A 10,793-nucleotide genomic window follows, 5' to 3' on the forward strand; every position below is an offset into this window, starting at 1 on the left:
AACACTCGATGGCGCCGGAAGTGCTGTTGTTCTCGAAGAAGGTGTGGGATGGCCTGAGCAAGGAAGACCAGGCGCTGATCCGCAAGGCGGCCAAGGATTCGGTGCCGGCGATGCGCAAGCTGTGGGACGAGCGTGAAGCCAAGGCGCGTCAGGTGGTGACGGCCGGCGGTGCGCAGATCATCACGGATGTGGACAAGGCGGGCTTTACGGCGGCGATGAAGCCGGTGTACGAGCGCTTCGTCACCGATCCGGCGCTCAAGGACGTCGTCGCCAAGATCCAGAAAAGCGCAAAGTAATTGCCGGCAGCGGGCGGCATCGTCAATGCCGCTCGATGTCCGTTGAAATTGAAGTGTCTCTCTCCCAAAGGGGTTTAGGTCATTCCGAAGGTCGGAATGACCTTTTTTCTTTTTGAAGCCTGTTTTGCGGAGCCGGGTTATTGCTGAGGTGATTCGCCGTAGAACATGCGTTGCAGTGCCTGGTTCAGATGGGCGCGCATCGCATCGCGCGCTGCCTTGCCGTCCTGCCGGATAATCGCATCGACAATGGCGCGATGCTCGCGCTGGACCATCATCTGGCGCTCCACGCTCTTCTCCCGCGACAGATTGCGCAGCAAGGCCATGCTGAACCGTGTCTGGTTCCTGATCGAACTCAGTACGGTATGAAACAACGGGTTCTTTGACGCGGCCGCAATGGCGAGGTGAAAGGCAAAGTCTTCCTCGGTGCCGACCGCATTCATATGGATGACCTTCTCAAGGCTCTCGTAGGCAGCCTCGATCTGTGCAAGGTCTTTCTCGTCGCGCATTCGTGCCGCCATTTCGGCAGCCCCGCCTTCGATGCCCAGCCTGAATTCGTAGCAGCGCTGGATATCGGAAAGGCTGTCGAGCTCGGCGAATTTGAGAATGGGCTGGTTCGGCGGACGGCCGACGTAGCTTCCCGACCCCTGGCGCGACACGATCAATCCGCCGACGCGCAACCGGGCCAACGCTTCCCGCACCGTGGGGCGCGATACCTTGTATTTTTCGCTGAGGGCTTCTTCGCTCGGAAGCCGCTCTCCCTCTTTCAGTTCGCCATCCATGATGGCCCTGAAGATGGAACCGAACATCATGTCGGCGAGGTTTTCACGCTTTTTAATGAGGCACTCCGCTTACGAAATGAATGCAAGCCTGAGGCCTGCGCAACAGCATCGCTGCCACGGCCGAAGGAAAAGTATTGGCATGGCGGGCAGCAGTTACAGCGGAGTATACCCTTTTCCGTATGTCAAAAATGAAAACCGCCCGGCGATTGCGCGCCGGGCGGCCTCATCGAAACTGCCACGTTTTACTTCTTGGACAATGCCGCGTTGGCAAGCAGGGCGAGACGCAGAGCGGCGATGGCCGAGAAGGAAATGAGAGGAAGGTATTCGCTGAACATGATTGATTCCTTAAAAAAGTGTTTCGCTGGAATCATCTTATACAGCGCCTAGTTATAAATCCAATTTCAAGTTTTGATGTCGTCCATTCTCTTTGTGAATAATGCGCCGCGTTCAAGTCTCCTTGTTGCGCACTTCGGCACACAAGTTATGAACAGATATAAGCGGCCGACAGAAGAGGGGAAATATTCTGCCCCGGCCGCCGTCATGCCATCGTTCGTCAAGCATGACGGCGGAGACTCAGGTCATCAGGGATAACGCAGCTCGCGGTTGCAGCCATCAAGCCGGACAGTCAGGGGCCCGTCCGTATCGACTTGCAGTTGCGCGTCGCACCCAAGCTGCGCGCGCTGCATGTTGACGGTGACGGCGGCCACATTGCGTGCGACTAGGTCAAGCCGGCTGGTCTTCGGCGCCACGGCAGGCAGTCCCCAGGTGCGGAACTGGCTTACGTAAGCTTGTAGGCCGAGATTGCCGGGGACCACGCCGGCCCCGGTCTGCATCGGCGAGACCGGAGCGTCGCCGCTGCCGAAGGCATGCGAAACCGCATCGATGGTGCCGCGCGGCGCGGCGCTGCCGCGGTCTCGAACGCTGATGTCGGACAGCCAGTAGGCGTGGTTGCCGACCAGGCCGCGCGCCGGTACGTCCATCGCCGGATTGGCGACATAGGTAATGCGGGCCGGATTGCGGTCGACGAGGGCGTCGCCAAGGAAATTCGCACTTTCCTGGTATTGGTCGTGCAGTGCCAGGGTGAGGTGCTCTCCGGTGGTGAAGGTGTCGAAGCGATAGCGGTAGCCGAGTTCGTCCAGCCGCTGCGCCTGCGTGAGCGTGCCTGCATACGGTACCAGTTCGTCCGCCGCCTGCACCCACATCATGATCGGCACGTTCCGCAGGCCGGGCAGCAGGTGATAGGTATTGGTCGCGTCGCCGCCGGTCGGCGCGGCCGGCGGCACCCAGATGCCGAGTGCCGGCGGTCCTACCACCGCATGCGCCTTGGCGAACAGGTCCGGATAGCGCGTCGAGAACTTGAAGGTGGCATGGCCGCCCATCGAATAGCCGCTGATCGATGTCATTGCCGGATCGAGCGGATAGTGGCGGGCAATGTCCGCCCACATCTCGAAGGTATCGGCGGCGGCATCGTCGACATACCAGCCGTCAGGTCCGCGTCCCAGCGCTGTTGCGACCAGATGGCCGGCGCCGCGTTCGCCGAGCTGCGACTGGTTGCGCGAATTGAGGTACTGGTTATGGTTTCCGCCCAGCGAATGAAGCAGCAGCGTCAGGCCATAGCCCGACGAAGGTAGCGGCTTGACCGGCACGTAGAGCGCGTAGGGCTGCAGCTGGCCTCGATATTCGCCCTTGCAGGTCGGTGCGCTTCCGCATTCCACCGAAAAGTCCACGCCCTGTTTGGTTTCGACCGCGCTGGCGAAGATGCGGTTGATCGGGCCAGTCTGCGGAACGCCTTGCGGTTGCCCGGGCATGTCGTCGTTGATGCCGGCAGCCAGCTTGGAAAAGTCGACGCGGGCAAAGAAGGCGCTGATATCGCCGGCGGCGAGGGCGCCGGCCTGCGCATGATCCCGCCAATAGGCATTGCCCGACAGGGTTTGCCCCGGGCCGAACATCGGCTCGGTGAAGCGGAAGGCGACATTGAAGAATGCCGCCGGCTTGCTCAGCGTCCCCGCGCCGCCGGGCGCGGACGCATTCGCCGCCGCGCCGGGCACGAGATAACGGTTGTTCCGCGCATCCCACAAGCCGGCGCCGGCCGCCACCCTGACCACGCCGCGTCCCGGATTCCATGCCGCCGTCGGCACGCGTACTTCGAACTGGCGGCGGACCATGTCGACGGAGACGGTCGGCGCAGGTGAGATCACGCTGCCGTCGGCGGCATTGGTGAGAACCGCCCCGCTGCCGTTCACGGTCAGGAAATATTGCGCCGGCGCCGACACGTTGGCCCCGAACGGAAAGGGGCGCGGCGAGGACGATTCGCCAAGCGCAATGGTGAAGCCGACCTTCTGCGCATCGATCAGACTGTTGAGCGTGACGCGGAACGCGGTGAAATTCGACTGCGGCTTGATGCGCAGTTCGACAATATCGGCGGCGTTACCGGCATAAACCGGATCTGTCGGATAACTGTAGGTGCCATTGGCGCCTGAGAAGGTTTCCGAGCTCTGGCGCGGATCGCCGGGATCGGCGAGATTGCCGTTGGCACCCCGGTCGTCATAGAGGAAATCCTGGTAAAGGAATTCGCCGCGGCGGTAGGCGCTGGCGCCGGAGACGAGGATGGGATTGGCGCGCCAGATGCCGGTGTTTTCCAGCTGCGGCGCGCGCGGCTGCCCTGCATACAGGATGTCCGGACCGGGGCGCGGACCGGGTCCGCTGTACAGCGACCGGCTGCGGTAGTCGACCTGCGGCGTGTCGGCGCCGCCGAGGTCGGTGTCGGGCGCAAGCGGGGCGAGCAGGTCGTTCATGCTGATGATGGTTTCCGGCATCAGGCGGGTATCGCCGGTGGTGCCGCGATCGCCGCCGCATGCGGCGAGCAGGACAGCGGCGGCGCTGTACAGGACAGGCTGCATCCAGGGGCGCAGATGAACAGGCTTCATGGAGTCTCCTTGAGTTGGCATACGGCGGACATGCGCAGTAGGCGCAGCGCCCGCGAACAGGACGGCTTGCAGTACAAGGCCATGCCGGGCAGCCGCGTCGACTGTCCGGACAGCATTCCGCCTGCGCCGCGCTGATGGCGCGGGCATCGGTTCGGTCGGGGATGAAAAGCTAAATCAATCGGAGGGACGGGGTCGCTCGGGCGGCGCAATGACGGGTGCTCTGCCGCAAGGGCGGGATGTGCGGGCCGTATGGCCGGATCTGCCTGATGGACGGGTTCGGTGCATCGCTGTCTCCTCTTGCCGCCCGCGGTTCTGGAGCGCGGGTCGGATGCTGCATGTCCATGTCGCCGACCAATGGCCGACAAATTCGGTGACGGACGTCGTGCCTTTCAGAGGCATCATGGAAACAATAGTTCCGAACGCTCGTGCTTTAAAAGAGGGGAAGTCCTGCTGAATGGCAGTTATTTGTGTTGCGTCAACGGAAGGAGGTTCGCCGCCATGCCTGCGGCCCGCAGGATGAAACCGATCGAAACGAATCCAACGCGATCAGCCGGCGTGTGTGCCGATCTCCATTACGAGATTTGCGGATTCCCGTGGCTGCAGGCTGCGGATCTCGGTATTGGCACGGCCCTGCGCCATGCGGTTCATGCCTTTGCTGACATGGATGACCGGTTCGATCGCAATCAACGCTTGAAGCCGGCGCGGCAGGAGCAGGGGATCACCGGAAAGCTTTCGGGCCTCATCATCGGCTAGAGGCGAAGTCATCCTCCGCAGATTCGCGCAGGATGTACAGGCCCGTCTCCCGCCCAAACAACCGGGCCGCCGCCCCGTAAGCCGGGTTCACCCAGCTTCGGGATGGCGGTTGCTCAGCTAGACCAGCTTTCCGGTATCCCTGTCCACGTTGCCTGCCTAACCGATGTAGGCAGTCTTGACGGTGGTGTAGAACTCGCGGGCTGCCTTGCCCTGTTCGCGCGGACCGTAGCTCGATCCCTTGCGGCCGCCGAACGGCACATGGTAATCGACACCGGCCGTCGGCAGGTTCACCATGACCATGCCGGCTTCGGCGTGGCACTTGAAGTGTTCCGCATACTTCAGCGATGTGGTGGCGATGCCGGCGCTCAGGCCGAACTGGGTATCGTTGGATGCGGCCAGGGCTTCATCGTAATCCCTCACGCGCAGCACGCTCGCTACCGGTCCGAAAATTTCGTCACGGTTGATCTGCATGTCGGCCGTTGTCTCGGTGAAGAGCGCCGGCTGCAGGTAGAAACCATTGGTCTCGCGCTGCAGGCGTTCGCCGCCGAACACCAGCTTCGCGCCTTCACGCTTGCCGATGTCGATATAGCGCAGGTCCTGGTCCAGCTGCGACTGATCGACCACCGGTCCGATGTCGGTGCCTGCCTTGAGCGCATGATCGATGCGCAGCGTCTGCATGCGCTCGTGCAGCGCATTGACGAAGCGGTCATGGATGCCGTCGGTGACGATCAGGCGGCTCGACGCCGTGCAGCGCTGGCCGGTCTGGAAGAATGCGCTCTGCAGCGCCACGTTGACCGCGACATCGAGGTCGGCGTCGTCGAGGATGATCTGCGGGTTCTTTCCGCCCATCTCCATCTGCAGCTTGGCCAGGCGGCCGACCGCTTGCGAAGCGATGCGTTTGCCGGTGCTGACGGAGCCGGTGAAGGTGATGGCATCGACCTGCGGCGATTCGATCAGCGCCGCACCGATTTCAGAACCCTTGCCGATGACCAGGTTGAATGCGCCCGCCGGGAAGCCTGCGCGGGAAATGATTTCCGACAGGGCCCAGGCGCTGCCCGGCACCAGTTCGGCCGGCTTGAAGACGACCGCGTTGCCGAAGGCCAGCGCAGGCGCGATCTTCCATGCCGGAATCGCGATCGGGAAATTCCACGGCGTGATGATGGACACGACGCCGATCGGCTCGCGCGTGACTTCCACGCGCACGCCCGGCCGCACCGAGTCGATCAGGTCGCCGCTGGCATGCAGCACTTCGCCTGCGAAGAAGCGGAAGATGTAGGAAGCGCGGGCCACTTCGCCGATGCCGTCGGCAAGCGTCTTGCCTTCTTCACGGGCGAGCAGGGTGCCAAGTTCCTCGCGGCGCGCGAACAGTTCGCGGCTGACGAAGTCCAGCGCGTCGGAGCGCGCCTGCAGCGTCATTTTCGCCAGGGCCGGCACCGCCTGGCGCGCGGCGGCGACAGCCTGGAACGCCTGCTCGGCGTTGGCCTGCGCGAATTCGCCGATCACATCCGAGGTATCCGACGGATTGATGTTCTGCAGGGTGCGCGCACCCTGCACCCACTCGCCGGCGATGAAGTTGTAATACGGTTTCATGTTGCCCTTTCAATCAGGTGAGGGTGGCACACCGCTGCGCGCGGTGCGCTATGCCGCTAAATTGCAATGCGCGGCGTGCTTATTGCGCGCCGAGGCGGCCGATCAGCTGGCGCAGGGTTTCGTATTCCTGCTCGTTGGGGGAAGACAGCGGGGGACGGACCTTGCCGCCGCCGTGGCCGACGATCTCGACGCCGGCCTTGATCAGGCTGACCGCATAGCCCGGTGTCTTGTTGCGCAGTTCGATGAACGGCAGGAAGAAGGTGTCGAGCAGGTGATCGACGGTGGCGTGGTCGTTCTCGCGGATCGCGCGGTAGAAATCCATCGCGGTTTTCGGGATGAAGTTGAACACGGCCGACGAATACGTCGTCACGCCCATCGCGAGGTAGGGGCGCGCGAACACTTCCGCGGTCGGCAGGCCGCCGAGGTAGACGAAGCGATCGCCCAGCTTCTGGCGGATGGCAACCATCAGGTCGATGTCGCCGAAGCCGTCCTTGAAGCCGACCAGGTTGGGGCAGGCGTCCGCCAGGCGCACCAGCGTTGCCGGCTGCAGTTTGCACGGGCCGCGGTTGTAGACGATGACGCCGATCTTTACCGATTCGCAGACCGCCTTGACATGCTGGAACAGGCCTTCCTGGCTGGCTTCGCTCAGATAGTGCGGCAACAGCAGCAGGCCGTCGGCGCCGAGGCGCTCGGCTTCCTGGGCGTACTGGATCGCGGTGCGGGTGCCGTAGCCGGTGCCGGCGATGACCGGAACGCGGCCCTTGAGGCGCTCGACGGCGGTCTTGATCACGCTCGGGTATTCCTGCTGGGTCAGCGAGAAGAATTCACCGGTGCCGCCGGCAACGAACAGTGCCGTGGCGTTGTAGGGAGCCAGCCATTCCAGGCGCTCCGCGTAGCTGCCGGCGTTGAAGTTGCCGTTCTGGTCGAAATCGGTCACCGGGAAGGAGAGAAGGCCAGCGCCTACAGCGGCTTTGAGTTCAGCTAATTGCATGTTCGTTGCTCTATTCAAGGTTGAGGGAAAACTTGCGCGCCAGCGAGGCTGGAACGGCGTAAAAATCGCCTGTTCGACCAAGCGCGGGCACACAAACTTGGAAAACGTCACACATCATACAACTTATGAAGAAACAATACAACTGCAAATCTCGATGCCTCATTAAATGAATTCCTGATGCTCAAACGGAGCATGTTAAAGAGGGCGTATAGGGAGACCGAGGATCGCTCCCATGTCGTTTCTCTTGCTTGCATGCATTGAAACGCACCATGTCAATATCAAAGTCAGATGTCCGGCTCGGAGCGTAGGAAGATCGGAGCACCTCTCTAATACATAGGGATGCCGCTATGAAGAGGCTATGTAATAGATATTAAATTAATCGGAGAGGGCACTTCCGCTCGTCAGTTTCCGCGCAGCCAGCTCTCTGATTACCAAGTAGAAACAAAGTAAGAACAATCTGGGATTAGTCAAAATTTCTTTTTTTGCAAAGAAAGATTTGCGGCTCCGCGTCCCCGCGCAATCATCCAAAAAACATTGTGACAACGCTTGACATTTTACATGCCACTCCGGTAACCTATGTCATCATACATCTTACATATAACAAATCGCGACGCGAAACGCTGTGGCCATGCAGGCCGTACGGCGTTTTTACGCAATGCGACATGGCCAATACAAGGAACAGTCAAAGATGAACCGACTTCTTATCACGGGCGCGGCAGGGGGATTGGGAAAGGTGCTCCGCGAGCGCCTTGCGCCGTTTGCAAAGACGCTGCGCCTGTCAGATCTCTCCGCGCTCGGCACGGCCGCGCCCAATGAAGAATTGTTCCAGTGCGATCTGTCCGACGCGGCTGCCGTGCATGAAATGATGAGCGGCGTCGATGCGGTCGTGCATCTCGGCGGCATTTCGGTGGAAGCGGCGTTCAAGCCCATCCTCGACGCCAATATCGTCGGCGTGTTCAACCTCTATGAGTCGGCCCGCAAGCTCGGCGTCAAGCGCATCGTCTTCGCCAGTTCCAACCACGTGATCGGCTTCTACAAGCAGACGGACAAGCTCGACGCGGATGCGCCGATGCGGCCCGACAGCCTCTACGGCATCAGCAAGGGTTTCGGCGAATTGATGTCGCGCTTCTATTTCGACCGTTACGGCATCGAAACCGTGTGCGTGCGCATCGGCTCTTCCTTCCCCGAGCCGCTCGACCGCCGCATGATGGCGACCTATCTCAGCTACGACGACCTGACCGAACTGATGCGCTGCGCGCTGCAGACGCCTAACGTCGGCCACACCATCGTCTACGGCGCGTCCGACAATCGCGATTCCTGGTGGGACAACAGCAAGGCCGCGCATCTCGGCTGGCAGCCGAAAGACAGCTCCGAGCCTTTCCGCACCAAGGTCGAGGCGCAGCCGCAGGTTCCGGCAGACGATCCAATGATGGTCTACCAGGGCGGCCGTTTCGTGACCCACGGCCCGTTCGACATTTGATCCGATTACAGCGGATTTCCAAGCATGAGCAATCCACACATCACTCTCGTTGCCGACGTCCGTAACGGCGTCGGCGAAAGCCCGGTCTGGGATGCGCGGACCCAGTCGCTGTTCTGGGTGGACATCCCCGACGGCAAGCTGTATCGCTGGACGCCGTCCGACAACGCGGTCAAATCCTGGCAGGCGCCGGAAATGATTGCCTGCATCGGCTTCGACGGCCAGGGCGGTTTCGTCGCCGGCATGGAAACCGGCGTGTTCTCGGTGCAGTTCAAGGAAGGCGATGCCATCGGCGTGCGCCGCATCGCGGCAGTCGAGCATGCCGAATCGCCGATGCGCTTCAATGACGGCCGCTGCGACCGCCAGGGACGTTTCTGGGCGGGCACCATGCATCTCGACATGCCGCTCGCCCGCCAGGTCGGTACCGTGTACCGGCTCGACGGCAGGGGGCTCGTGCCGCAGATGGGCCAGATGATCGTTCCCAACGGCATGGCCTGGTCGCCCGACGGCCGCACGATGTACCTCTCCGATTCACATCCCACCGTGCAGACGATCTGGGCCTTCGATTACGACATTGATGACGGCGTGCCGACCAACCGCCGCGTCTTCGTCGACATGAACCAGTATCCCGGCCGCCCTGACGGCGCTGCGGTTGATGCCGACGGCTGTTACTGGATCTGCGGTAACGACGCCGGCATGGTTCATCGCTTCACGCCGGAAGGCAAGCTCGACCGCAGCGTCGAACTGCCCGTGAAAAAGCCGGCCATGTGCGCCTTCGGCGGCAAGAATCTCGACACGCTGTTCGTCACCTCGATCCGTCCGGATCATCCTGCGGTGGCCACCGAGCAGCCTTTGGCCGGCGGCGTGTTTTCGTTCAATCCGGGCGTGGCGGGAATCCCCGAGCAGCCGTTCTCGTTCCCGGTATAAGGCCGCGTATTTATCGGGTTTTACAGCATTTGTTTCAGCGTTCCGATTTCAGATAACAGAGGAGACTCGAGCATGAGCATCGCATTCCAGACATTCAAACGCACCGCCCTGGCCGTGGCCCTGGCCGCAGCGGCCCTCACCGGCCACGCCAAGGACTTCCGTTCCGCCGACGTCCATCCCAACGACTATCCCACCGTGGTCGCCGTCGGCCAGATGGGCAAGTCGCTGGCCGAACAGACCAAGGGCCGCCTCGGCGTCAAGGTCTTCGCCAACAGTTCCATGGGCTCGGAAAAGGACACCGTCGAGCAGGTCAAGATCGGCGCCCTCGACATGGTGCGCATCAACAGCGCCGCCCTGCACGCCATCTCCCCGGCCATGATGATCCCGTCGCTGCCGTTCCTGTTCCGCTCCACCGCCCACATGCGCGAAACCCTCGACGGCCCCATCGGCGACCAGCTGCTGGCTTCGCTGGAAAAGGAAGGCTTCGTCGGCCTGGCGTTCTATGACAGCGGCTCGCGCTCGTTCTACACCACCAAGAAGCCGATCAAAACTGTTGCCGACATGAAGGGCCAGAAGATCCGGGTGCAGCAGTCGGAAATGTGGGTGGCCATCATGCAGGCCGTGGGTGCGAACGCGACGCCGATGCCGTATGCCGAGGTGTACACCGGTCTGAAGACCGGCCTGATCGACGGCGCCGAGAACAACTGGCCGTCGTACGAATCGTCGAGGCACTATGAGGCGGCGAAGTACTACAGCCTGTCGGAACACTCGATGGCGCCGGAAGTGCTGTTGTTCTCGAAGAAGGTGTGGGATGGCCTGAGCAAGGAAGACCAGGCGCTGATCCGCAAGGCGGCCAAGGATTCGGTGCCGGCGATGCGCAAGCTGTGGGACGAGCGTGAAGCCAAGGCGCGTCAGGTGGTGACGGCCGGCGGTGCGCAGATCATCACGGATGTGGACAAGGCGGGCTTTACGGCGGCGATGAAGCCGGTGTACGAGCGCTTCGTCACCGATCCGGCGCTCAAGGACGTCGTCGCCAAGATCCAGAAAAGCGCA

9 protein-coding genes and 1 pseudogene are annotated in these 10,793 nt (G+C 62.0%); 6 read left to right on the forward strand and 4 right to left on the reverse strand.

Annotated elements, in window-relative coordinates:
* A pseudogene (locus tag IGW03_RS36360) lies at positions 1-296 on the forward strand (TRAP transporter substrate-binding protein); the annotation flags it as partial.
* 137 nt (positions 297-433) lie between these two features.
* Here IGW03_RS36360 and IGW03_RS36365 read toward each other — a convergent pair.
* Both IGW03_RS36365 and IGW03_RS36370 read right to left on the reverse strand, forming a co-directional pair.
* Positions 434-1,105: a FadR/GntR family transcriptional regulator gene (locus tag IGW03_RS36365; RefSeq protein ID WP_194727262.1), complete on the reverse strand. Its 672-nt coding sequence runs from the start codon at positions 1,103-1,105 to the stop codon at positions 434-436.
* Between the two features lie 551 nt (positions 1,106-1,656).
* The gene (locus IGW03_RS36370) at positions 1,657-4,002 is read right to left on the reverse strand and encodes an alpha/beta hydrolase-fold protein (protein ID WP_194727263.1); all 2,346 of its coding nucleotides are present in this window, start codon (positions 4,000-4,002) and stop codon (positions 1,657-1,659) included.
* Positions 4,003-4,011: 9 nt separating this feature from the next.
* On the opposite strand from IGW03_RS36370, the gene IGW03_RS38805 reads away from it, so the two are divergent.
* Together IGW03_RS38805 and IGW03_RS36375 are read left to right on the forward strand one after the other, a co-directional pair.
* Positions 4,012-4,137, forward strand: coding sequence for a hypothetical protein (locus tag IGW03_RS38805; RefSeq protein WP_267253658.1), 126 nt, complete (start codon positions 4,012-4,014; stop codon positions 4,135-4,137).
* A gap of 219 nt (positions 4,138-4,356) precedes the next feature.
* A complete protein-coding gene (locus IGW03_RS36375) occupies positions 4,357-4,755 on the forward strand; it encodes a hypothetical protein (RefSeq protein WP_194727264.1) in 399 nt (132 codons plus the stop codon).
* 156 nt (positions 4,756-4,911) lie between these two features.
* On the opposite strand, the gene IGW03_RS36380 is transcribed toward IGW03_RS36375, so the two are convergent.
* Both IGW03_RS36380 and kdgD read right to left on the reverse strand, forming a co-directional pair.
* Positions 4,912-6,345: an aldehyde dehydrogenase family protein gene (locus IGW03_RS36380; protein ID WP_194727265.1), complete on the reverse strand. Its 1,434-nt coding sequence runs from the start codon at positions 6,343-6,345 to the stop codon at positions 4,912-4,914.
* Positions 6,346-6,424: 79 nt separating this feature from the next.
* Positions 6,425-7,336 (reverse strand): 5-dehydro-4-deoxyglucarate dehydratase, encoded by a 912-nt coding sequence (kdgD, locus tag IGW03_RS36385; protein ID WP_194727266.1) that lies wholly within the window; start codon positions 7,334-7,336, stop codon positions 6,425-6,427.
* A gap of 688 nt (positions 7,337-8,024) precedes the next feature.
* On the opposite strand from kdgD, the gene IGW03_RS36390 reads away from it, so the two are divergent.
* From IGW03_RS36390 to IGW03_RS36400, 3 genes are all read left to right on the forward strand, one after another.
* Positions 8,025-8,816 carry an NAD-dependent epimerase/dehydratase family protein gene (locus tag IGW03_RS36390; protein ID WP_228536320.1) on the forward strand — a complete coding sequence of 264 codons (792 nt, stop codon included), beginning with the start codon at positions 8,025-8,027 and terminating at the stop codon, positions 8,814-8,816.
* 24 nt (positions 8,817-8,840) lie between these two features.
* The gene (locus IGW03_RS36395; protein ID WP_194727268.1) at positions 8,841-9,740 is read left to right on the forward strand and encodes an SMP-30/gluconolactonase/LRE family protein; all 900 of its coding nucleotides are present in this window, start codon (positions 8,841-8,843) and stop codon (positions 9,738-9,740) included.
* 72 nt (positions 9,741-9,812) lie between these two features.
* Positions 9,813-10,793 (forward strand): TRAP transporter substrate-binding protein (locus tag IGW03_RS36400; RefSeq protein WP_194727269.1); only part of this gene is annotated, 981 nt, incomplete at its 3' end.

The organism is Noviherbaspirillum malthae (assembly GCF_015352985.1).
GTDB classification, from domain to species: Bacteria; Pseudomonadota; Gammaproteobacteria; order Burkholderiales; family Burkholderiaceae_D; genus Noviherbaspirillum; species Noviherbaspirillum malthae.

Bases quoted from the DNA above. Each gene is read 5' to 3' on its own strand.
- IGW03_RS36365 (WP_194727262.1), bottom strand. From the start codon at position 1,105: ATGATGTTCGGTTCCATCTTCAGGGCCATCATGGATGGCGAACTGAAA.
- IGW03_RS36370 (WP_194727263.1), bottom strand. From the start codon at position 4,002: ATGAAGCCTGTTCATCTGCGCCCCTGGATGCAGCCTGTCCTGTACAGC.
- IGW03_RS36375 (WP_194727264.1), top strand. From the start codon at position 4,357: ATGGCCGACAAATTCGGTGACGGACGTCGTGCCTTTCAGAGGCATCAT.
- IGW03_RS36380 (WP_194727265.1), bottom strand. From the start codon at position 6,345: ATGAAACCGTATTACAACTTCATCGCCGGCGAGTGGGTGCAGGGTGCG.
- kdgD (WP_194727266.1), bottom strand. From the start codon at position 7,336: ATGCAATTAGCTGAACTCAAAGCCGCTGTAGGCGCTGGCCTTCTCTCC.
- IGW03_RS36390 (WP_228536320.1), top strand. From the start codon at position 8,025: ATGAACCGACTTCTTATCACGGGCGCGGCAGGGGGATTGGGAAAGGTG.
- IGW03_RS36395 (WP_194727268.1), top strand. From the start codon at position 8,841: ATGAGCAATCCACACATCACTCTCGTTGCCGACGTCCGTAACGGCGTC.